Genomic DNA, 22342 nt, shown 5'->3' on the forward strand with positions numbered 1-22342 from the left:
GCGATGACCGACCACACCACCTCCAGCGCCTCGGGCGCGTCGTCCGGGACGGCCACCTCCTCGGACGCCCCGCTGCTGTCCGTCCAGGACCTCAGCGTCACCTTCGGGCGCGGACAGCGCGCCTTCACCGCCGTCGACCACGTCAGCTTCGAGGTCCGGCCAGGCCAGACCGTCGGCCTGGTCGGGGAGTCAGGCTGCGGCAAGTCCGTCACGTCGCTGGCGATCATGGGGCTGCTCCCCTCGCGCGGCAACAGGGTGACGGGCGAGGTGCTCTTCGACGGCGAGGACCCGCTGCGCCTGAGCCAGGAACAGCTGCGCGAGCGACGCGGCCGGGATCTGGCGATGATCTTCCAGGACCCCCTCTCCTCGCTCAACCCCGTCGTGCCGCTCGGCACCCAGGTGGCTGAGGTCCTCGTCGCTCACCGTGGGATGAGGCGGGGCCCGGCCAACACCCGCGCCGCCGAGCTGCTCGACAAGGTCGGGATCCCTGATCCGACGCGCCGGCTCAAGGAGTATCCCCACCAGCTGTCCGGCGGAATGCGCCAGCGTGCCCTCATCGCGATGGCCCTGGCCTGCGAGCCACGCCTGCTCATCGCCGACGAACCCACCACCGCCCTCGACGTCACCATCCAGGCGCAGATCCTGGCCCTGTTGCGCGAGCTCGTGACGGAGAGCGGCACCGCCCTCATCATGATCACCCACGACCTCGGCGTCGTCGCGGGACTGTGCGACCAGGTCAACGTGCTCTACGGCGGCAAGGTGGTCGAGCGCGCCGAGCGGCACGACCTGTTCGCCCGACCCCGCCACCCGTATACCGGTGGGCTCCTGGCCTCGATCCCCCGGCTCACCGAGGGGCGCGGCCGCCGGCTCAACCCGGTGCCGGGCTCGGTGGCCGACAACATCCCGTGGGAGGGCGGCTGCGCCTTCGCGCCCCGCTGCTCCTCCGAGGTCGACGCTTGCCGCGAGCGCAGCCCGGAGCTGGTGGCCGACCGCGACGGTCTCGGCGAGGCCCGGCTGCTGCGCTGCCACCACCCGCTGGAGGAGAACCCGTTGGACGACATCTGGCCGCACCACGCCGACCACGAGCGTGAGGAGGACGCGCGATGAGTGCGACCGCAGAGGAGGCCGACCGGACCGGCTCCGCCCACGAGGACCTGCTCGTCGACGTCCGCGGCCTCAAGGTGCACTTCCCCATCAAGAAGGGCGTCATCTTCGACCGCACCGTGGGTCACGTCTACGCCGTCGACGGCATGGACGTGCAGATCCGGCGGGGGGAGACCTACGGCCTGGTCGGGGAGTCCGGCTGCGGCAAGTCGACCTTCGGCCGCGCGCTGCTGCAGCTCGAGCCGATCACCGAGGGCGAGGTGCACTTCGACGGCACCGACCTCTCGACGCTCAAGGGCGAGAAGCTGCGCACCCGCAGACGGCACATGCAGATGGTCTTCCAGGACCCGCTCGGCAGCCTCGACCCGCGCCAGACCGTGGAGCAGCTGCTGCTCGAGGGGATGCGCGCCCACGGCATGGCCAAGGACTCGGCGGCCGCCCGCGAGCGGCTCACCGAGCTGTTGACGGCGGTGGGCCTGCCCAAGACGGCCCTGTCGAAGTATCCGCACGAGTTCTCCGGCGGCCAGCGCCAGCGGGTGGGCATCGCGCGGGCGCTGTCCGTCGACCCGCAGCTCATCGTCGCCGACGAGCCGGTCAGCGCCCTCGACGTCTCGGTCCAGGCCCAGGTGGTCAACCTGCTCGGAGACCTGCAGGAGGAGTTCGGCCTCACCTACCTCGTCATCGCCCACGACCTCGCGGTGGTCCGGCACATCAGCGACCGGATCGGCGTCATGTATCTCGGGTCGCTCGTCGAGGAGGCCGACGCGGAGGACCTCTACGACGCTCCGCTGCACCCGTATACCCGGGCTCTGCTCTCCGCCGTTCCCGTGCCGGACCCTACGGTGGAGGACACCCGCGAGCAGATCCTCCTCGTCGGCGACCTTCCCTCCCCCGCCAACCCCCCGGCCGGGTGCCGCTTCCACACCCGGTGCCCGTGGCGCCAGGAGACCCGGTGCGACGACGAGCGCCCGCAGCTGCGGGTGGTCGAGATCGACGGGGTCCCGTCCAGCCACCGGGTCGCCTGCCACTGGGCCGAGCAGATCGCCAGCGGCGAGCTGCAGCCGCACGACGTGCAGGCGAGCGACCCGGAGAGCCCCTACTGGGAGCGGGAGGCGGACGAGGACGTCACGAGCGCGGGCTTCGCCGCCCGCGACATGCCCGACACCGGCGGCTGATTCACCCGCCGGCCCACTCGGCTGCCCTAGGCTTCGGACATGAGCCCCCGCCCCCGGCTCCTCGTGGTCCAGCACGAGGACAAGGCACCACCTGGCCTCCTCGACGAGTGGCTCAGCCGGGCCGGGGTGGAGTGCGACGTGCTCCGCGCCCACGAGGGCCGGGCGCTGCCCGCGTCCCTCGGCGACCACGCCGGGCTCATCGTGCTCGGCGGCTCGATGGGTGCCGAGGACGATGCCGACGTCCGGTGGCTCCTGCCCACGAAGGCGCTCATCGCGGGCACCGTCGCGGCGGGTATGCCGTTTCTCGGGATCTGCCTCGGCCACCAGCTCGCGACGGTCGCGCTGGGCGGGACGGTCGGCCCGCACCCGAGCGGTCAGACGATGGGGCTGCGGGCCTGGCTCCCCACTGACGACGGACGGACCGACGAGCTCACCAGGGCTCTCGTGCCCGGGGCCGAGGTGTTCCACTGGAACCACGACATCGCCCTCACCCTCCCGCCCTCGGCGGTGATGCTGGCCACCTCTGCCGACGGCAGCGTGCAGGCGGTCCGCTTCGGTCCGCGGGCCTGGGGGGTGCAGTTCCACCCCGAGGTGGACGCCGACCTGGTCATGGGGTGGGCGCACGGGCAGGCACCCGAGGCCGAGCTCGCCGCGATCCGCTCCCTGCGCGGACGGCAGGCCGACCTGCACCGCTCCTGGGAGCAGCTGCTGCGGCAGTTCGCCCAGCTCGCCACGGCCCCCACCGCCCAACCCGCCTGAGCCCTCCTCGCCCCACCGGCCCCGGCCGCCGCGGACCCCGTGGGAGAATGTCCCTAACCACCGTGCCTCGAGGGGAGTCGTCATGACCGATGCCGCGGTCTTCATCGCTGCGACCTTCGCGGCCGGCTTCCTGTCCACCATGCTCCGACTGCCCGCGCTGCTGGGCTTCCTCCTCGCCGGGTTCGCGCTCAACGCGATCGGGGTCGAGGAGCTGCCCTACCTGGACTTCATCGCCGACCTGGGCGTGACGCTGCTGCTCTTCGGGATCGGCCTCAAGCTCAACGTCCGCAGCCTGCTCTCCCGCGAGGTCTGGGTCACCACGGCCGGACACATGGCGCTGTCGGTGGCCGTGAGCACCTGCTTCCTGTGGATCGTCGGCATCCTCGGCTACCCCCTCGTGGCGGGCCTGGACCTGCAGACCCTGGCGCTGGTCGGCTTCGCGCTGTCCTTCTCCTCGACCGTCTTCGTCGTCAAGGTCCTGGAGGAGCACTCCGAGCTGCAGTCGTTCTACGGCCGCGTCGCCATCGGCATCCTGGTCATGCAGGACCTGGCGGCCGTCATCTTCATGACCGTCTCGGGTGGGCGGATCCCCAGCATCTGGGCGATTCCGCTCGTCATCGCCCTCATCCCGGTCGCCTGGGGCGCCCGGTGGTTGTGGGACCACATCCCGCACGGGGAGATGCAGGCCCTCTTCGGCCTGGCGATGGCGCTGGGTCCGGGGTATGCCGCGTTCGACGCCGTCGGTCTCAAGGGCGACCTGGGGGCGCTGGTCGTCGGCATGCTGCTGGCCGGGCACAAGGCCGCGGGCGAGCTCTCCCACATCCTCTTCCTGCTCAAGGACCTGCTGCTCGTCGGCTTCTTCATCTCCATCGGCTTCATCGGCACGCCGACGACCCAGGCCGCCGGGCTGGGACTGCTCCTGCTCGTCCTGCTCCCCGTGCAGATCGCGATCTACGTCTGGCTGCTCGACCGGCACAAACTGCGGCGCCGCACCTCGGTGAAGGCGGGTGTCCTGCTCGGCAACTACTCCGAGTTCGGGCTCATCGTCACCTCGGTCGCGGTGGCGAGCGCGATGCTGGACGAGGAGTGGCTGGTGGTCATGTCGGTGGCGGTCGCGACGAGCTTCGTCGCCGCCACGCTCATCAACGAGAAGTCCGACGCCATCCTGCGTCAGGCGCGACGGGTCATGCCCATGCACCCGCCGGAGGACGTGCACCCGCACGAGAGGCCGATCTCCTTCGGTGGGGCCCGCGCCGTGGTCATGGGCATGGGCCGCATCGGTCGGAGCGCCTACGCCGAGCTGACCGAGGTCTACGGCCTGCGCGTGCTCGGCGTGGAGAACCTCCAGAACCGCGTGCTCACGCTCCGGGAGCAGGGGATGCACGTCGTCGAGGCGGACGCCGCCGACGGCGACTTCTGGGCCCGGCTGGACTCCACCCACCAGATCGAGATCGTCGTCCTGGCCATGCCCTTCCACGGCGCCAACAAGGTCGCCCTGGAGCAGCTCGTCGCCAGTGACTACGACGGCGTCATCGCCGTCGTGGCGCAGTACGACGACGAGGTGCGTGATCTCAAGGCGCACGGCGCGGACGTCGTGGTCAATCTCTACGAGGGCGCGGGCGCCACGATCGCCGAGCGTGCCGCCGAGGAGAAGTCCGGGAGTACGTAGACTCGGGGTCGAAACGTCCCGTCCACGACCGACCAGGGAGACGCATGTCCACGATCATCTACACCCGCACCGACGAGGCGCCGCTGCTGGCGACCTACTCGCTGAAGCCGATCATCGAGGCCTTCGCTGGGGCGGCGGGGATCGACGTGGAGACCAAGGACATCTCGCTGGCCGGGCGCATCCTGGCGCAGTTCCCGGACCGGCTCACTGACGAGCAGCGGCAGGCCGACGTTCTCGCCGAGCTCGGCGAGCTGGCCACGACGCCCGAGGCCAACATCATCAAGCTGCCCAACATCTCCGCCTCGGTGCCCCAGCTCAAGGCCGCGATCGCCGAGCTGCAGGAGCAGGGCTACGACCTCCCGGCCTACCCGGAGTCGCCCAGCACGGACGAGGAGAAGGACGCGCGCGCCCGCTACGACAAGGTGAAGGGGTCGGCCGTCAACCCCGTGCTGCGTGAGGGCAACAGCGACCGTCGCGCCCCCGAGGCGGTCAAGAACTACGCCCGCTCCTACCCGCACTCGATGGGTGCCTGGAGCTCGGACTCCCGGACCCGCGTCGCCACCATGGACGCCGACGACTTCCGCCACAATGAGAAGTCCGTCGTGGTCGAGGCCGACGACACCCTCACCATCCGCCACGTCGCCGCCGACGGCACCACCACCGTCCTCAAGGAGTCGGTGCCCGTGCTCGCCGGCGAGGTCGTCGACTCGACCTTCATGTCGGTGAGCGCGCTCGAGGACTTCCTCGCGCGCACGGTCACCGAGGCGGCGGCGGACGACGTGCTCTGGTCGCTGCACCTCAAGGCCACGATGATGAAGGTCTCCGACCCGATCGTCTTCGGCCACGCCGTCCGGGTCTTCTTCGACGACGTCTTCGAGCAGTATGGCGCGCAGCTGGCTCAGGCGGGCCTGTCGCCGAACGACGGACTCGGGGGCATCCTCGCCGGGCTGGACGCGCTGGGCGAGAGTGCGCCGGAGGTCAAGGCGGCGATCGAGGCCCGCCTCGCCGAGCTGCCGCGGCTGTCGATGGTCAACTCCAGCAAGGGGATCACCAACCTGCACGTCCCCAGCGACGTCATCATCGACGCGTCGATGCCGGCCATGATCCGCAACGGGGGGCAGCTGTGGGGCCCCTCGGACGAGACCGCGGACACCCTCGCGGTCATCCCCGACTCCTCCTACGCCGGGGTCTACCAGGCGGTCATCGAGGACTGCAAGGAGCACGGCGCCTACGACCCGACGACGATGGGCACGGTCCCCAACGTCGGCCTCATGGCCAAGAAGGCCGAGGAGTACGGCTCGCACGACAAGACCTTCGAGATCGCGGCCGACGGGGCGGTCGAGGTCGTCGACGGCAGCGGAGAGGTGCTGCTGCGGCACGAGGTCGCCGCCGGCGACATCTGGCGCGCCTGCCAGACCAAGGACGAGCCGATCCGCGACTGGGTCAAGCTCGCCGTGACGCGGGCGCGCGCCACCGGCGACCCGGCGATCTTCTGGCTCGACACCGAGCGGGCGCACGACCGCAACCTCATCGCCAAGGTCGAGGCCTCGCTCGAGGAGCACGACACCGAGGGCCTGGACCTGCGCATCCTCTCCCCCGTCGAGGCCACCCGGCTGTCGGTGGAGCGGATCCGGCAGGGCAAGAACACCATCTCGGTCACCGGCAACGTGCTGCGCGACTACAACACCGACCTCTTCCCCATCCTCGAGGTCGGCACCAGCGCCAAGATGCTCTCGGTCGTGCCGCTCATGAACGGCGGCGGACTCTTCGAGACCGGTGCGGGTGGCTCGGCCCCCAAGCACGTGCAGCAGCTGGCCGAGCAGAACTACCTGCGCTGGGACAGCCTGGGCGAGTTCCTGGCGCTCGCGGAGTCGCTGCGGCACCTGGCCGAGCGTGACGACAACGCCAAGGCGCGGGTGCTGGGCGACGCCCTGGACCAGGCGACCGAGCGGGTCCTCACCGAGGGCCGGTCGCCGGCCCGCAAGCTGGGGCAGATCGACAACCGCGGCAGCCACTTCTACCTCGCGCTCTACTGGGCGCAGGCACTCGCCGGGCAGACCGAGGACGCCGAGCTCGCCGAACGCTTCGGGCCCGTGGCCGAGCAGCTCTCCAGCCAGGAGCAGCAGATCGCCGACGAGCTCATCGGGGTCCAGGGTGACCCGGTGGACCTCGGCGGCTACTACCAGCCGGACGACGCCAAGGCGACCGCCGCGATGCGTCCGTCGGAGACGTTCAACGCGGTGATCGACGAGCTGCGCGGCTGAGCGGCGCGCACCAGCGCCGTGGCCTGTGGACAACTTCTGCGGCGCACCACCGGTCTCGGCGACGCTGGAGGGTATGACGCTCCACTCGCTCCCCCCGCCCTCCCGTCGTCCTCGGCCGCCGCGCAGCGGCGAGCCGTGGACCGAGACCGACTACGCCACCCTGGTGCGCCTGTGCCGCGAGGGTCGCTCTGCGACCGACATCGCCGCTGAGCTCGGGCGCAGCGACGCCAGCGTCGCCGACCGGGCCAGCCGGATGCTGCCGCTGGACGAGCGCGGCGGACCGCGCGACCTCTCGGTCCACCGGTTGCGCCACCACCTGCAGCAGGACGCCGACTACGACTGGCAGGCGGCCCTGGTGCAGACCCCGCCACCCCGGCCGGTGGTCGAGCACGTGCACCCACCGCAGGTGCGGCGGGGCATACCCGGGCTGGAGGATGAGCAGCTGGTGACCCTCGCCGAGCTGCTCAGCCAGACGTCCGCGTCGGTGTCGGACGAGGCACGACGCGTCCTGACCGCGGACATCGGTCGACAGATCCTGCACCGAGGCCTGGAGGAGCGGGTGATCGCCCGCGCGGCAGACCGTGCGCAGGAGCGGGCCCGGCGCATGGTGGACGACTCCTACGACGCGACCTTCGGCGGGTGGTGCCCGCCTCCGAGGCGCGGACCGCTCGGGCTCGAGCCCGGAGACGTCGGACGTGAGCTCGGCTGGGACGACCCGACGCCCTTCTGAGCGAGTCGCGGATGGCCGGTGCCGGTCAGCCGCGCATGGACAGGCGCGGCATCAGGTCCTCGTCACCCAGCAGACGAGAGTCGTGCTCGACCTCGTCGTGCTCCTCCACGGTCCACGCGTGACCGGTCCGGCGGGCCACGTGCCGCACCAGGTCGGGGAAGGTCCACGCGTCCACCGCGTTGCTGTCGAGGTGCACCGTCCCGGCCCGCCCGGTCCACGCCAGCTCCACGAGAGCCGCTGCCGTGTCGTCCATCCACGAGGCGGCCGGGCGCCAGGCGCGGCTGGCCCGGATCGTGCCACCGGAGGCCTCGGCCTGCGCCGCGAGCTGAGCCACCATGTTGTTGCCCACCCCGTCCGGGTGCGCCTGCCAGCCGATGCGCGCGATCGCCGCACCGGGGTAGGCCGCGCGCACGGCTACCTCGCAGCGGGCCTTGTAACTGCCGTAGTCGTCGCGCGCGGTCGGGGTGTCCGACGGCCGGAACGGTCCGTCCGGGTCGTCCGGCGCGTCCCCGAAGACCGAGACCGAGCTGGTGACGACGCACGGGAGGTCGCGCTCGCGGGCGTGCTCGGCGAGTCGACCCGCCCAGGCCTCCGCCCCCATCCCGAGGTGGAAGATACCCACCGGGTCGACCTCCGCGAGGTAGGCCTCCCCCGCCGCGACGTCGTCCGGTGGCACTCGATCCCGGTCCCAGCCGACGACGACGCCGCCGAGTTCTGCCACGCGTGCCGCGACCTTCGGGGCCACCGTGCCACGCAGTCCGGTGATGAGCCAGGCTCCGTCCATCCTTCGCATCTGCAGAACGCTGGCGCGCCCTCCTCGCTAGAGTGCGCCCATGCAGCGCCGCGTCCCCCGCCCCGCCGTGGCCGGGTATGCCGCGGGGAGCGTGGGCACCGGCGGTTTCAGCACCCTGCCCGGTCTGGTGCTGGCCTACTACCTCACCGACACCCTGGCCGTCCCTGCCCTCCTGGCCACGGTGGTCGTCATCGTCCCGAAGGTGTGGGACGTCCTCATCGATCCGGTGATCGGGGCGCGCAGCGACGCCGACGCCAGGGGCCGGGCCGGGCGCACCCGGCTCATGCTGGCCGGTGCCCTGACCCTGCCGCTCGGGTTCGTCGGGATGTTCGCGGTGCCGGTCGGGCTGGGGCCGACGACGGCCGGGTGGTGGGTGCTGGGCTGCTTCGTGCTGGCGACGACCTCGTTCTCCTGCTTCCAGGTCCCCTACATCGCGCTCCCGGCCGACCTCACGGACGACTACGCCGAGCGCACCCGGGTCATGGCCTGGCGGATCGCCGTCCTCGCGCTCGCGATCCTGCTCGTCGGGGCCGGTGGCCCGGCGCTGCGCGACGCGGCCGGGGGCGGTCACGCGGGCTACCTCTGGATGGCGGTGGGCATCGCGGTGCTGCTCCTGGCCGGTATGCTCGCCACCGTCGTCACCACCCGTGGCCACCTGGCCCGTCCGGCGCCGACCGCCGAACCAGACGGAGCGGGCCCGCTGGCCAGCTATCGGGAGGGGCTCCGCGCCTGGCGGGAGGTCCCGGCCTACCGCACCCTCCTCACGGTCTTCGTCCTGCAGGCCTTGGCGACCGGCGTCATGCTCGCGGCAGCACAGTACGTCGCGACCTACACCCTCGGCGACCAGGCGGCGCTGACCGTCCTCTTCCTGGCGCTCGTCGCGCCGGCCCTGCTCGTCATGCCGCTGTGGACCCGGTATGCCGCAGCGCACGGCAAGCCGGCCGCCCTCACCCTCGCCTCAGCCGCGTTCGCCGTCGCGACCCTCGCGCTCGTGGGGATGCTCTGGTGGCCCGGCTGGTGGGTCTACGCCGCGGTGGGGGTGGCCGGGATCGCCTATGCCGGCCTGCAGCTCTTCCCGCTCGCGATGCTCCCGGACGTCATCACCGCCGCCGGGCGCGGGCGGGGCGGGGCGATGAGCGGCTTGTGGACCGCCGGGGAGACGACCGGCCTGGCGCTCGGGCCGGTCGTCGTGCTGCTCCTGCTCACGGTGACCGGCTTCCGCTCCAGCACCGCCGGGGAGCGCCTGGCCCAGCCGGACGCCGCGCTGGTGGCCGTCGTGCTGGCCTTCTCGCTCGTGCCGGCGCTCCTCGTCGCGGCGAGCCTGCTGGTGCTGCGGCGCTACCGCGAGCCTCCCGCCCAGGCTGATCCCGCGCCCCGCCCTGCCGCGACCCACCCGTGACCGCCCGCGTTCGAGAGGACCCGCGATGACCGAGCCCAGCCCCACGTCCCAGGAGGTGCTCGGGCGCCTGGAGGCCTACCGGCAGCAGGACGCCCCCACCCACGGCGGTCGCGTGCTCAGCTACGTCTACGACAGCGGGGTCGCCGAGCTCGACGAGCTCGCCGGGGCCGCGGCCGCCCAGGTCCAGGCGGTCAACGCGCTGGACCCGACGACCTTCCCCTCGGTCGCGCTCATGCAGGCCGACCTCGTAGCCTTCGCCCGCGACGTGCTCGGCGGTCAGGGCCGCAGCGAGATCGTCGGCACGGTCACGAGCGGCGGCACGGAGAGCATCATGCTGGCCGTGCTCGCCGCCCGCGAGCGGTGGCGCGAGCGGCACCCGGGCAGCGCCGCGACCCCGCAGATCGTCGCCCCGAGCACGGCACACGCAGCCTTCCACAAGGCGGCGCACTACCTGGGCCTGGGCCTGACCTCCGTCCCCGTCGACCCGGAGACCGGCACCCTGCCCGCGTCTCGTCTGGTCGAGCGGCTCGGCGCGGACACCGCGCTGGTGGTGGTGAGCGCTCCGGCCTACCCGCACGGCGTCGTCGACCCGGTGGAGCAGGTGGCGGCGGCCGCCCGCGAGCGCGACATCCCCTGCCACGTCGACGCCTGCGTAGGTGGCTTCGTGCTGCCCTGGTGGAGCCCGGCCCCGGCGCGTTGGGACCTGTCGGTGCCCGGCGTGAGCAGCATCTCCGCCGACCTGCACAAGTTCGGCTACGCACCCAAGGGCACCTCCGTGCTGCTGTTCACCGACCCTGCCCTCGACGCCGGGCGCTACTTCGCGCTCACCGACTGGCCCGGCTACCCGGTCGTCAATCCCACCGTGCTCGGCTCCCGCTCGGTGATGTCGCTGGCGGCCGCCTGGGCGGTGGTCACGCGCCTGGGCCCGCAGGGGTATGCCGAGCTCACCGCGCGGGTGGTCGAGACCACCGCCGCGGTGCGCGAGGTGGTCGACGGGATCGAGGGGCTGCGGGTGCTCGGCGCGCCCGAGGGGCCCTTGCTGGCCGCGACGACGGACGGGGCGGCCCCGCCCGGGCGGCGGGTCGAGCCGCACGCCTGGGCGGAGGCGGTCCGCCGGCACGGTTTCGTGCTGCAGGGGCAGCCGGGCTTCACCCAGGCCGACGGCTCGACCATCCCGCGGTCGACGCACCTCACGATCACGCCGGTGACCGCTGCCGTCCGCGACGAGCTGGCTGCGGCCCTGGTCGCCGGCTCCGAGCAGGTGCGCGGCAGCGGCTCCGACGAGGGGCATGGCCCCGGCTCCGACGAGGCACAGCGACGCGACCTGGGCTGGCACCGGAGGGACGGCATACCCGATAGGGCCGGGGCGACGCTGACGCACCCGGACCCGGTCGCGCTCGCCCGAGCCGCCCAGGAGGCAGGCGAGATCGACCTGCCCGCGGTGCTCGCCCTGATCGAGGCGTTGCCGCGCGACCGGAGCGCCCGGTTGCTCGTCGACTTCTTCGCGGCGTTCAGCGCGCCCCGGGACTGAGAGGCGGGCTCAGCCGACCCGCCGCGCGAGCAGCGTGACGGGCGGGTCGTCGACGCCGAGCCAGCTCAGCACCTCGGCCACCGACTCCACCTCGAGCGGCAGGAAGTCGCCGAGGGACGTCATGACCTGATCCCAGCCGATCATGCCGCTGTGGATCTCCATGAACTCGCCGTTCTCGTGCTCGAAGCTCATGAACAGGCCCTGCCCCGCGCTCCCCTCGAGGGCGTAGACGGACACCCCGTCGACCTGCTCCCACCCCATCTCGAAGGCCGAGTCGGGGAGCTGCGGGTGCGCGTACGTGACGCGGAGCCCGCGGGCGCTGGCTTCGACTCGTGACGGCACGGCCACACTGTAATCGGCTCCACCGACGCCGTCCCGGTCGCCGGGGCCGCAGGTCACCCGCTGTCGCGAGCGCTCGGCCGACCCGCCCAGAGCGCGGCGGCCAGGGCGCCCGCGAGGAGGACGAGCGCGGTGCCGATGGCCGCGCGCAGACCGTCGCCGGCATCGCCGTCGGCTGCCACACCGAGCTGGTATGCCGTGATGAGCACCGCCGCCCCGATGGCCGAGCCGACCCGCTGCCCGGTCTGGAGGGCGCCGCCGGCGGCGCCACCCATGCGGGGTGGCACGTCGGCGAGGGTGAGGGTGAAGTTGGGTGAGACCACGGCCCCGCCGCCGAGGCCGGCGACGAGCAGCGGCACGGCGAGCGCGGCCCAGAGCCACGCCCGGTCCTGCGCGATCCCGGCCAGCACGGCCAGGAGCACCAGCCCGGCCATCATCACCACGAGGGCGCGCACCACCAGCGCCCGGCCCTGGCGGCTGACCGCACGCCCGGCCCAGGGGGACGACACGGCCGACCCCACGGCGAAGGGGGTGAGGAGCAGCCCGGTCGCCAGCGTGGAGTAGCCGAGACCGTCCTGGAGATAGACGGAGAGCACGAGGAAGACACCGGTGAAGCCGGTGAAGTAGAGCGAGCCGACGACGATGCCGTTGGCATACCCCGGCGTGCGGCGCAGCAGCGCCACGTCGAGCAGCGGGGCGCCGCCGGTGCGGCTCAGCCGTCGCTCCCACGCCACGAACGCCCAGCCCAGGACCGGCACGAGCAGGAGCAGCAGCAACGGGAGCAGGTCGCCCGACTCCAGCGCGACCACCGGCAGCAGCAGGCAGACTACCGCGAGGCCGAGGAGCACGGCGCCGAGCAGGTCCAGCCGTGGGCCGCTCCTCCCACCTGCCGCGCCCGCGCCGTCCTCCGGGTCTCCTGCCGCAACGGCGTCGGGTCGCGCTGCGGGCACCATCCGGGCGATCGCCACGAGCAGGGCGGCACCGATCGGGACGTTGACCAGGAAGATCCAGCGCCACCCGCCGTCCTCGCCGGCGAGCGCGATGATGACGCCCCCGAGCACCGGGCCGATGGCCGAGGCGACCGAGACGACCAGTCCGAAGAGACCGAACGCACGGCCGCGCTCCGCGCCGGAGAAGAGGTCCTGGATCAGGCCGGTGTTCTGGGGCGCGAGCAGCCCGGCGGAGATCCCCTGCACCAACCGGGCAGCGACGAGCACGCCGGCGTGGGGCGCGATCCCGCACGCCGCGCTGGACAGCACGAAACCGGCGAGGCCGACCAGCATGAGGGTGCGCCGGCCCCAGGCGTCGCCGAGGCGGCCACCGGTGACGAGCATGAGACCGAAGGTCAGGGCATACCCCGACACGACCCACTGGATCGTCGCGGCCGAGGTGTCCAGCCCGGCGCGCATGGAAGGGATGGCGACGTTGACGATCGTCACGTCGAGCAGAGACATGAAGCCGACCGCGAGCGTGACGGCGAGGATGCGCCACCGCGCCGGGTCGGGCTCGGTGGCGGCGTCGATATCGGAGTCCGGCTCGGCGCTCACGTCGGGATCCTGCTCACCTCGTCATGCTAGGTGGTGAGGCCGACAGACCCGACCGGCGCATCGCCCGTTGGCCACAGCCGTGGTCCGACCGGGTGTAGGAGACGTGCCGGGTGCTCGGTACCGTGGAGCGGACAGCTCACTCCCCCACCACCGTGAGGACACGATGACCAACAGCAGCCTGCCCCGCACCACGATCATCCTCGGACTGGTACTGGTCGCCGTGGGCGTGGTGGGCTACCTCGTGAGCGAGAGCCGCAGCCTCACCGCGCTCATCCCGGCGCTGCTCGGCGCGATCCTCGCGGTCTGCGGAGTCATCGGCCGCAGGCCAGGCCATCGGCATCCACGCCGCGCTGGTGGTCGCCCTGCTCGGGGCGCTCGGCACGCTGCGCAACGTCCTGGGCCTCGGCGACCTGCTCGCCGGCGACGCCGAGCGCCCGCTCGCGGTGATCTCAGGGACGATCAGCTTCGTGCTGCTGGTGATCTACCTGGTCATCGGCGTGCGCTCGTTCGTCGCCGTGCGGCGCGAGCGCCGTGCCGGGGTCGAGCGCTGACCCGACCCCGGCACGAGCTGCGCTCACGCCGAGGGGGCCTGCCCGTCCCGCGGCATACCGTCCTCGCCGAACACCACCCTCCCGCTCGAGGCGCTCGCGAGCGGCGTGGTGCACCACGCCGCGCCGACGCGGGTCAGCGCTGAGCAGCCGCAGCAGCCTCGGGCTCGCCGTGGTCGGGTGCTCGGCGACCGCGATGCGGGTGCTGCAGAAGGGGTCGTCCGCGAAGCGCTCGATCACCTGCGCGCTGGCGTCCGGGTTCATCGCCGCCGCATGGCGGGCGGATCGCCTGGTTGGAGTCGGTGTAGAACGGCTCAAAGTCGGCGTCCGTCCGGGCTGAGTACGCCCGGGCGTACCGCTGCTCCTCTTGCGCCTTCTGCTCGGCGCTCTTGCGCCGGCCCACACGACCTCCTCGCGGTCCTCCCGCTGCCCCACCGACCCTACGACGCGGGCAGACCGCGTCTCGAGGTCGACGTCGACCAGGCCGCCGCGACCTGCGTGTGGCGGCTGCGGCCGCACGCAGGTGTCGCCCCGATCGACCGCAGGCTGACGCAGCTCGTCGGTGAGTTCTCGACCCCGATCACGCCAACACCTCAACGGCGACGCCGAGCGCCTCGTAGGTCCCCTTCGCGCGGGCATCGCGCGTGGCCAGGGACAGGTCATGGTGCCGGGCAGCCAGCGCGACCATGGCGTCATACACCGCACCACCGGCGATCTGCGCCCCCGCCATCCGGCGGTGAAGGGTCGCGGTGAGCTCCTGGGGCAGGCCCGCCTCCACGTCGAAGACGTCGTCGATGAGTCGCACAGCGTCAGATCCGGCGACCCGCGCGTCGCCCGGAAGCCGCGTGAGCACGGAGTACGTCTCCGGAAGCGCGTGGCCACAGAGCACCACCGTGGCGCTCCGGTCGGCCACCCAACGCCATACCGCGCCGTGGGCCGGATGCCGCTCCACGAGCAGGGGGACGGCCACGCTGGTGTCGACCGCCCAGCGGTCGTGCTGCGTCACCGGGTCACCGGCGGCTGGCATCGATGAGGCCGAACATCTCCTCATCGCTCACGGCCGTGTCGCTCCGCGCGACCAATCTGCCGTGGTCGCCGCGCACCACCTGGGCCGTGCGCCCACCGGGCGTGATCTGCAGGCCGTCGCCGTAGCGCGAGACGTCGACCGTCATGCCCGCGGTGAGGCCCAGCGCGTCGCGAAGGGCCTTGGGCAGCAGGATACGCCCGCCCGAGTCGATCGTCGCCTTCATGGGAAGAGGGTACCAGTCAGTTCCCATGGCACATGGTGCATATGGAGGCGCGGGGGGTGAGGGCCAGAAGCACGTGAGCCTCGTCCGTCACAGCAGCACCAGAATGACGGGAAACTCGCATCTGCCGATGACACAGCCCCGGCACATACGAGGTTCTGGCATCGCGTGAGGCGTGTGACACGAGTGACACCGAGAACGACCATCGCCCCGCGGGCCTGCCCCGTCGGCCTGCACGAGCTGCCACAGCGCGAACTCCGCCTGCGACTCAGACGTTGAAGCGGAACTCCACCACGTCGCTTTTAGTCGTTGTCATGCTCTTCCGCCTTCCACTGCCCGATGATTGTCGCAGCCGATTCCAGACTCGCTCCGTACGTTTCCCACAATGCAGGCTGCTTTGCCCTGATCCACTCGAATCCCTGACGGACATCACGGTCATCGATCCCCCAACCTCTGTCCGCAGCAGGTATCGACTCGATTGCGGAAGCGAGATTCTGAACCATCCGCATCGCTAGGTGGCTGTCGGTGTCGGCGAGCCAGCCAACCGCCCTGATGAGCCAGGCGACCGTGGCACTGACGGGCTCGGTCGAGCCTTCACGTGACCATCGATCAAACGAGCGCAGGTTGTCTCGATGGAGAAGGAAGGCGAGGGCCTCGGGGACCGCATCCCTCAACTCTTCCACCGCATCCGCATGCAACCTCGAAGCTCCCCCGGACCGCCCGATCTCCACGTCCTTGACCGCGAGGAGGGTGCCGGTCAGAACGTTCAGCCTGAGACCACCGGAACTCCGAGGATCGATACCCTCGACCGCGTGAAGGAGACCGCTAGCTGCCCTGGGAAGGACGCTGACCAGATCCCGGTAGAATCCGTGGCCTGGACACTGATTCTCGGCGGTGGGTCCTGTAACGAGCGCGACGATCTTCGACGTCTCGATCTTTGCCCCCTGATTCGTCGCGGCCACCATGAAGTCGAGCAGACCAGGATACGAATGGAACCCGCGAGCGCCTTCTGCGTAGCGACGCTCAAGCCCGCCAACGTAATGACTCACGACGGTGTCAGTCAGATCATCCCGAACCTTCACACCAGTGGACGTCCCGGGAAGCGCGAGCGCAACGTTGGTACGAAAGCGGGCGAGAAGGAGGTCCCGATCCTCGCCTTCATACTCGCGAACCTCCCGCCACAAAAGCCCCAGATGCGTGGCGTCAGCGGATCGGTCAACGACCTCCAGCAGTGCGTCCCGTCGCTGGCGTCGGGAAATCTGCTCTTGACGAGCGAGGGTTTCGGTTTGCAACTCGTTGAGAACACCGTCGCGTTTTGCCTGTTTCGCACCCAGCCACCACAAGGCGACGGGTATAAGTGCAGTGACCACGATGGTGACAAGGCCCACGAGAAGCATCGGGTCGTCCCATGACCACTTCGCCGAGAAGTCCTGCCACCATTCCGTCACTTCTTATTCCCAGACGTAAGTCCTGTCCGGAACTCCACGACGTCCCCGTCCGCCATCACGTAGTCCTTGCCCTCCATCCGGACCTTGCCGGCCTCCTTGGCCTTGGTCATCGACCCCAGCTCGTCGAGCGCGTCGAAGCTGACGATCTCGGCCTTGATGAAGCCGCGCTCGAAGTCGGTGTGGATGACGCCGGCGGCCTGCGGCGCGGTGGCGCCCTGGCGGACCGTCCAGGCGCGCGACTCCTTCGGCCCGGCGGTGAGGTAGGTCTGCAGCCCGAGGGTGTCGAAGCCGACCCGGGCCAGCTGGTCCAGCCCTGGCTCGGTGACGCCGACCGACTCCAGCAGCTCGGCGGCCTCCTCGTCCTCCAGCTCAGCCAGGTCCGCCTCGAGCTTGGCGGAGAGGTAGATCGCCTCGGCGGGCGCCACCAACTGGGCCAGCTCGGCGTGCAGCGCCTCGTCGGTCAGGCCGTCCTCGTCGAGGTTGAAGACGTAGAGGAAGGGCTTGGTCGTGAGCAGCCCGAGCTGCCGCGCGATCGCGACGTCGACCCCGGCAGCCGCGCCGGCGGCATACAGGGTGTCGCCCGCCTCGAGCACCTGCTGCGCCGCGAGGGCGGTGTCGAGGATCTCCTTGTCCGTCTTCTTCCCCTTCACCTCCTTCTCCAGCCGCGGGATGGCGTTCTCCAGCGTCTGCAGGTCGGCGAGGATGAGCTCGGTGTTGATGGTCTCGATGTCGTCGACCGGGCTGACCTTGCCGTCGACGTGCACGACGTCGTCGTCGCGGAAGGCGCGCACCACCTGGCAGATCGCGTCGGCCTCACGGATGTTGGCGAGGAACTTGTTGCCCAGCCCCTCCCCCTCGCTGGCGCCACGGACGATACCGGCGATGTCGACGAAGCTCACCGTCGCGGGCAAGATCTTGGCGCTGCCGTGGATCTCGGCGAGCCGGTCCAGGCGCGCGTCCTTGAGCGGCACCACGCCGATGTTGGGCTCGATCGTCGCGAACGGATAGTTCGCCGCGAGCACGGTGTTCTTGGTCAGCGCGTTGAAGAGCGTGGACTTGCCCACGTTGGGCAGGCCGACGATTCCGATGGTGAGTGCCACGGGGTCAGCAGTCTAGTCGTCGCCGGAGGGCAGCAGCGCACAGTCCGAAGCAGCCGCCGCCATCCCGCGATCCAGGGTCAGCAGGGGCGCATCCACGGCGCGAGCCAGCGCGACGTACATCGCGTCGTAGGCGCTGACGTGGTGGCGCATCTCCCACACGGCCGGGAGCAGCGGCATCATGTCCACCAGCTCGATGCGCACGTCGGCGAACTCCGCGACGGCACGAGCGGCATCGTCATCGGAGAGCAGACCGCCCAGCGACCAACCGCGCAGGACGGAGGCGAGCTCGGCCGGCAACAGGTGAGGGGCGATCAGGCTGTGATCACCGAGCATCCCGACAGCCTTCGCCCCGCGTGAGGTCCGGAGCAGGATCTCCGCGACGGCAGAGGCATCGACGACCAGGGTCACCTGTCCGCCCGTTCCTGGGCAAGCACCTCCTCGGCCGGCGGCAGGTCACGCACCGGCCTGGCCTCGATCTGCTCCAGAAGCTCGGCGCGGGTCGGTCGGGCGGCGATCTGCTCCAGCTGAGCCAGCAGGAAGTCACTCAGAGAGGCTCCCTCCCGCGCCGCCTTCGCCTTCACAGGCCGGCTCAGGTCCTCGGGCACGTTGCGCACCTAAATCGTCTTCATGCACTGAGCATGGTAACCATGCACAGTGCATGCATACTCATCCGACGCCGACCGGGGCACCGAACACGGTCCGCACCCCTGGGCTGTAGAGCACGCTGTCAGGTGGCCGCCGCACCACGTCGGCCGGTAGCCCGGCCGCCGCGACCAGCTCGTCGTCGAGGTCGAGCAGCTCGGCCCGCTGCAGCGGCCACGGGCCGTGCGTGTTCGGCACCCACAGGGTGCGCCCCAACCACCTCGTATGCAGACCGAACCGGGCGGTGAGGAAGATCGCCAGCGGGTCGGGGTCGGCGATCCGCTCCCGCACGCGCACCGTCATCGAGCTGCGTGCACCGCGCGGCTCGAGCCGTCGGCTGCGCCACCGGAGCACCTCGCCGACCGCGCCCGGCTCGACCCCTGGGCTTCGCTCCAGCGACATCGACGCCCACCGGTAGGGCACCCCGAAGCCCAGCCGCGCACCCGCCACCACCGCGGCGCGCTGGGCTTCCAACGACCGGAAGACCACGCCACGCCGCCCAGCCGCATCGACGGCATACGTGCGGACGTTGAGCTCCAGGAAGGTGCCCAGCCACGGCACCGCCGGGCCCCGCAGTAGCCCGGCGTCGACCATCCGGAACGGAATGAGCCCCACCCAGGCGGACCCGTCGACGACGTCGGGGCGGGTCCCTGCCGGCAGCAGCGGAGCCACCTGCTCCGGCGCCACGCGCCAGTGCACGAAGCACAGGTCGCGCCACCACTGGTGCATCACCTGCCGGGTGGGCAGCGGCGGACCGCCCTGCTCCAGCGGGGTGTCGGCGTCGCTCACGCCGGGTCAGACCCCACCAGGTGCGGCAGCAGCTGCTCGACGCCTCGGGGGTGCAGGACGATCGTGTAGTGGTTGACGTCGTCGACCTCGACGAGGCGCAGCCGCGGCAGCCGCGTCGTCCACCCCGAGCGGGCCGCCTCCGGATAGAGCGGCGGCACCTCGTCCATCAGGCCGCGAGGCGCGACGAACCACGTCGCCTCGTGCGCGAGCCCGTCGAGCGCCCGCTCGACGTCGTCGCCGTCGATGAGCTCGCGGATGTCCTCGGTCAGCGCCTCCGGTCGCGTGGCGGGCCGCAGCTCCGGCTCCTCCCCCACCAGGTCGTAGTCGACGTAGGCGAGGGTGACGTTGGTCAGCTCCGGCCCGAGGGCCGGGTGCTCGCGCCAGAAGTCCTGGTATGCCGCTCGGCTGGGGAAGGTCTGCGTCAGCCGGTCGGCCGCGGGGCCGAGGACGGCGGCGGCCATCTGCTCGGGCGCGACGCCCTCGGGCGGGAGCAACGGCATACCCCCGTCGACGAGGTGCAAGGCACGGACGCGCTCCGGGTGCCGGTGCGCGAGGACGAGGACGACGAAGGCTCCCATCGAGTGCCCGACCGCGGTCACCGCACCGGCGCCGAGGTGCCCGAGCACGGCGGCGACGTCGTCGGCGTGCCGGGCCATGCCGTAGGGGCCGGGCAGGTCGCGCGAGCGCCCTCGCCCCCGCAGGTCGGGGGCGATGAGCCGGGCGTGCGGCAGGGCCGCCGCGAGCGCGGCGAAGGAGACGTGCGAGGCGGTGATGCCGTGCACGAGCAGCAGCGTCGGCACGTCAGCGCTCTCCCCCGCCGACTCCGCCGGCTCCCACACCCCGACCCGCAAGGTCCCCCCGTCGACGGGCACGTCCTCCTGCCGGTAGCGCTCGTCGGTCACCTCGTCCAGCGAAGGCAGTATCGCGGTGGTGCTCATCGGTCCTCCTTGGTCGTGCTGGTCGTGCTGGTCTCACCCCGGGTGCGGGCCGGCCGCGGCCCGCCGCGGCCCACGGCGTGCTCGATGACATCCATGAGCGCGGTGAAGATCTCGGGCGGGACACCGTCGGGGTGGGCGCCGCGCTCCTCGTCCCAGAGCACCCAGCGCATCCCGATCAGCTCACCCGCGCCCATGAGCACCCACGACGCGACCTCGGGGTCGAGGTCGGGCCGCACGTCACCGGCCTCGCGGGCGCGGGTCAGCGCCTGCTCGTAGCCGGTGAGGATCGAGGTGTAGTGCTCCCGCATCGCCTCGGGCGAGACGAACTCGGCCTGCCGGACGATGCGGTAGAGCGCGGGGTGCTCGGCGGTGAAGCGGAAGAAGGCGGAGAAGCCGGCCCGCTCGGCGTCCAGCCGACTCGGCGCCCCCTCGATCGCCTCGCTCATCGCGTGCCGGACCCGGCGGTTGAGGTCGAGGACGACCTCGTCGAAGATCTCCTTCTTGCCCGGGAAGTGGACGTAGAACGTGCCGAGGCCGACCCCCGCCTGCTCGGTGATCTTGACGATGGAGGCGTCGACGTAGCCCACGTCGGCGAAGACGTCCTCGGCCGCCTGCAGCAGCCGGGCCCGGGTGCGGGCACCGCGGGCCGTGCGCGGTGCTGGGCGGGCCCCCGCGCGCAGGTCGTCCTCGACACTCATGCCGGTGACCTGCGCAGCCCGAGGTCGTCGACCATCGCCCGGACGGCCGCGAGATCGGTCTTGCCGATGCCGACCTCGGGGAGCCCCGGCACAGCGACGACGCGCTGCGGCACCTTGAAGCCGGCGAGCTCGGCCCGGCAGTGCTCCAGCAGGTCGCGCTCGTCGGTCGCGACTCCGGAGCGCAGCGTGACCAGGGCCAGGCCGACCTCGCCCCACCGCTCGTCGGGCACCCCGACCACGGCGGCACGAGAGACCGCGGGGTGCCGCCGCAGCACCGCCTCGACCTCGGCCGGAGCGACGTTCTCGCCGCCGCTGATGAAGATGTTGCGCAGCCGGTCCACGATCCGCAGGTAGCCCTCGTCGTCGCGCGTCGCGACGTCCCCGGTCCACAACCAGCCGTCGTGCAGCACCTCGCGGGTCGCCGCCTCGTCGTGCAGATAGCCGGAGAACAGGCCCGGACCCCGCACCAGCAGCTCGCCGGTGGCCGCGCCCTGGAGCCGCTCCCCCGTCGCGGGGTCGGCGAGCGCGACGTCGACATAGGGGTAGGGCACGCCGGCCCAGCCCACCCGCTCGGTCGCCTCGTGCGGCGGCAGGCACAGCACGTTGGGGCCGGCCTCGGTGAGCCCGTAGCCCTGGGTGAGCGCCACGCCCCGGGCGTGGAAGGTGCGCAGCAGCGGCGCCGGCATCGGCGCCCCGCCCACGACGGCGCTGGTGAGGCTGCCCAGGTCGGCCGTGGCGAAGGCCGGGTGCTCCGAGAGCAGCAGGTAGTGCGTCGGCACCCCCATCATCGTGCTCACCCGGTGCTCGGCCACGAGGCTGAGCACCCGCCCGGCGTCGAAGGTCCGCTCGAGCACGACGGTCGCCCCGGTCCACCACGCCAGCAGCGGCTGGATGTTCCACCCGCCGACGTGGAACTGCGGCAGCACCGACAGCACGATGTCGCGCTCGGTCAGCTCCAGCGTCCGCGACAGCGACAGGTTGGTCCACCAGCAGGTGCGGTGCGAGAGCACGGCGGCCTTGGGCTCGCTCGCGGTGCCCGAGGTGAAGGCGACGAGCAGCGGGTCCTCGTCGTGGACCGGCGCGGCCGGGACGGGGGCGGCGTGCGTCGTCGCCGTCAGCACCCCTGGGGTCGCCAGCTCCGTGAGGTATGCCGTCGCCAGGCCGTCCGCACGCGCCAGCCGGCGGGTGAGCTCCCGGGCGAGGGAGGCGGTCTCCTCCTCGATCACGAGCAGGTCGGGGTCGAGCAGATCCACCTGACGCGCCAGCTCCCGGGGCGTGAGCCGCCAGGACAACGGGGCCAGGGCCGCCCCGACGCGGGCGCAGGCGAAGAGCAGCACGACCTGGTCGGCGCTGTTGCCGACGAGCGTCGCGATGCGCGCACCGCGCCCCAGGCCGGCATCGCGCAGCAGCTGCGCCAGCTGGTCGACCCTGGCCTCGAGCTGGCCGTAGGTGAGGACGACACCGCGATCGATCACGGCCCGGTGCTCCGGGGCGATCCGGGCCCGGTCGGCCGGCCAACGCCCGAGGGTGTGCAGGCCGTCCTCCGAGACGCCCGCTCCCGGCCCCCCATGGTCGGTCCGGGGGTGCTGACCGTCGACCTTTCGGGAGGCGGACGGCATACC

22 protein-coding genes are annotated in these 22342 nt (G+C 71.9%); 9 read left to right on the top strand and 13 right to left on the bottom strand.

Going from position 1 to position 22342, the window contains the following annotated elements:
• Positions 1-3 precede the first annotated feature (3 nt).
• The 6 genes from AC5PYY_RS15970 to AC5PYY_RS15995 all read left to right on the top strand — a co-directional run bounded on the left by AC5PYY_RS15970 (position 4) and on the right by AC5PYY_RS15995 (position 7701).
• On the top strand, positions 4-1107 hold the full coding sequence (locus AC5PYY_RS15970; protein ID WP_493897764.1) for an ABC transporter ATP-binding protein: 1104 nt from the start codon (positions 4-6) through the stop codon (positions 1105-1107).
• Positions 1104-2279 (top strand): ABC transporter ATP-binding protein, encoded by a 1176-nt coding sequence (locus AC5PYY_RS15975; RefSeq protein WP_493897765.1) that lies wholly within the window; start codon positions 1104-1106, stop codon positions 2277-2279. Before AC5PYY_RS15970 ends, AC5PYY_RS15975 begins: the two co-directional genes overlap by 4 nt.
• Positions 2280-2318: 39 nt before the next feature.
• Complete coding sequence (locus AC5PYY_RS15980) at positions 2319-3038, top strand: type 1 glutamine amidotransferase (RefSeq protein WP_493897766.1); 720 nt, start codon at positions 2319-2321, stop codon at positions 3036-3038.
• 82 nt (positions 3039-3120) lie between these two features.
• The gene (locus tag AC5PYY_RS15985; protein WP_493897767.1) at positions 3121-4707 is read left to right on the top strand and encodes a cation:proton antiporter domain-containing protein; all 1587 of its coding nucleotides are present in this window, start codon (positions 3121-3123) and stop codon (positions 4705-4707) included.
• Between the two features lie 44 nt (positions 4708-4751).
• Entirely contained in the window at positions 4752-6971 is a 2220-nt protein-coding gene (locus AC5PYY_RS15990) for an NADP-dependent isocitrate dehydrogenase (RefSeq protein WP_493897768.1), read from the top strand.
• A 73-nt stretch (positions 6972-7044) separates the two neighbouring features.
• Positions 7045-7701: a hypothetical protein gene (locus AC5PYY_RS15995; protein WP_493897769.1), complete on the top strand. Its 657-nt coding sequence runs from the start codon at positions 7045-7047 to the stop codon at positions 7699-7701.
• Positions 7702-7726: 25 nt separating this feature from the next.
• Here AC5PYY_RS15995 and AC5PYY_RS16000 read toward each other — a convergent pair whose 3' ends face one another.
• Positions 7727-8485 (bottom strand): sugar nucleotide-binding protein, encoded by a 759-nt coding sequence (locus AC5PYY_RS16000; RefSeq protein ID WP_493897770.1) that lies wholly within the window; start codon positions 8483-8485, stop codon positions 7727-7729.
• Between the two features lie 49 nt (positions 8486-8534).
• Between AC5PYY_RS16000 and AC5PYY_RS16005 the strand changes: the two genes are divergently transcribed.
• Together AC5PYY_RS16005 and AC5PYY_RS16010 are read left to right on the top strand one after the other, a co-directional pair.
• Complete coding sequence (locus AC5PYY_RS16005) at positions 8535-9893, top strand: MFS transporter (protein WP_493897771.1); 1359 nt, start codon at positions 8535-8537, stop codon at positions 9891-9893.
• A gap of 25 nt (positions 9894-9918) precedes the next feature.
• Positions 9919-11424 (top strand): pyridoxal phosphate-dependent decarboxylase family protein, encoded by a 1506-nt coding sequence (locus tag AC5PYY_RS16010; protein ID WP_493897772.1) that lies wholly within the window; start codon positions 9919-9921, stop codon positions 11422-11424.
• 9 nt (positions 11425-11433) lie between these two features.
• On the opposite strand, the gene AC5PYY_RS16015 is transcribed toward AC5PYY_RS16010, so the two are convergent.
• Positions 11434-11766, bottom strand: coding sequence for a hypothetical protein (locus AC5PYY_RS16015; protein WP_493897773.1), 333 nt, complete (start codon positions 11764-11766; stop codon positions 11434-11436).
• A gap of 53 nt (positions 11767-11819) precedes the next feature.
• Positions 11820-13310 carry an MFS transporter gene (locus AC5PYY_RS16020; protein ID WP_493897774.1) on the bottom strand — a complete coding sequence of 497 codons (1491 nt, stop codon included), beginning with the start codon at positions 13308-13310 and terminating at the stop codon, positions 11820-11822.
• A 353-nt stretch (positions 13311-13663) separates the two neighbouring features.
• Between AC5PYY_RS16020 and AC5PYY_RS16025 the strand changes: the two genes are divergently transcribed.
• Positions 13664-13861, top strand: a complete 198-nt coding sequence (locus AC5PYY_RS16025; protein WP_493897775.1) for a hypothetical protein — start codon at positions 13664-13666, stop codon at positions 13859-13861.
• 577 nt (positions 13862-14438) lie between these two features.
• Here the strand turns inward: AC5PYY_RS16025 and AC5PYY_RS16030 are convergent.
• The 10 genes from AC5PYY_RS16030 to AC5PYY_RS16075 all read right to left on the bottom strand — a co-directional run bounded on the left by AC5PYY_RS16030 (position 14439) and on the right by AC5PYY_RS16075 (position 22339).
• On the bottom strand, positions 14439-14864 hold the full coding sequence (locus AC5PYY_RS16030; RefSeq protein WP_493897776.1) for a PIN domain-containing protein: 426 nt from the start codon (positions 14862-14864) through the stop codon (positions 14439-14441).
• 4 nt (positions 14865-14868) lie between these two features.
• Positions 14869-15108, bottom strand: coding sequence for an AbrB/MazE/SpoVT family DNA-binding domain-containing protein (locus AC5PYY_RS16035; protein ID WP_493897777.1), 240 nt, complete (start codon positions 15106-15108; stop codon positions 14869-14871).
• A 299-nt stretch (positions 15109-15407) separates the two neighbouring features.
• Positions 15408-16553: a hypothetical protein gene (locus AC5PYY_RS16040; RefSeq protein WP_493897778.1), complete on the bottom strand. Its 1146-nt coding sequence runs from the start codon at positions 16551-16553 to the stop codon at positions 15408-15410.
• Positions 16550-17653 carry a redox-regulated ATPase YchF gene (gene ychF / locus AC5PYY_RS16045; protein WP_493897779.1) on the bottom strand — a complete coding sequence of 368 codons (1104 nt, stop codon included), beginning with the start codon at positions 17651-17653 and terminating at the stop codon, positions 16550-16552. The genes AC5PYY_RS16040 and ychF overlap by 4 nt, the downstream gene beginning before the upstream one ends.
• A gap of 12 nt (positions 17654-17665) precedes the next feature.
• On the bottom strand, positions 17666-18061 hold the full coding sequence (locus tag AC5PYY_RS16050; protein ID WP_493897780.1) for a type II toxin-antitoxin system VapC family toxin: 396 nt from the start codon (positions 18059-18061) through the stop codon (positions 17666-17668).
• On the bottom strand, positions 18058-18258 hold the full coding sequence (locus tag AC5PYY_RS16055; protein ID WP_493897781.1) for a hypothetical protein: 201 nt from the start codon (positions 18256-18258) through the stop codon (positions 18058-18060). The genes AC5PYY_RS16050 and AC5PYY_RS16055 overlap by 4 nt, the downstream gene beginning before the upstream one ends.
• 61 nt (positions 18259-18319) lie before the next feature.
• Positions 18320-19084: a YqjF family protein gene (locus AC5PYY_RS16060; protein ID WP_493897782.1), complete on the bottom strand. Its 765-nt coding sequence runs from the start codon at positions 19082-19084 to the stop codon at positions 18320-18322.
• Positions 19081-20022, bottom strand: a complete 942-nt coding sequence (locus tag AC5PYY_RS16065; protein WP_493897783.1) for an alpha/beta fold hydrolase — start codon at positions 20020-20022, stop codon at positions 19081-19083. Before AC5PYY_RS16065 ends, AC5PYY_RS16060 begins: the two co-directional genes overlap by 4 nt.
• Positions 20019-20720, bottom strand: a complete 702-nt coding sequence (locus tag AC5PYY_RS16070) for a TetR/AcrR family transcriptional regulator (RefSeq protein WP_493897784.1) — start codon at positions 20718-20720, stop codon at positions 20019-20021. The genes AC5PYY_RS16065 and AC5PYY_RS16070 overlap by 4 nt, the downstream gene beginning before the upstream one ends.
• Complete coding sequence (locus AC5PYY_RS16075) at positions 20717-22339, bottom strand: class I adenylate-forming enzyme family protein (protein WP_493897785.1); 1623 nt, start codon at positions 22337-22339, stop codon at positions 20717-20719. Before AC5PYY_RS16075 ends, AC5PYY_RS16070 begins: the two co-directional genes overlap by 4 nt.
• Between the last annotated feature and the right edge of the window lie 3 nt (positions 22340-22342).

Source organism: Serinicoccus sp. JS2-9, assembly GCF_059025165.1.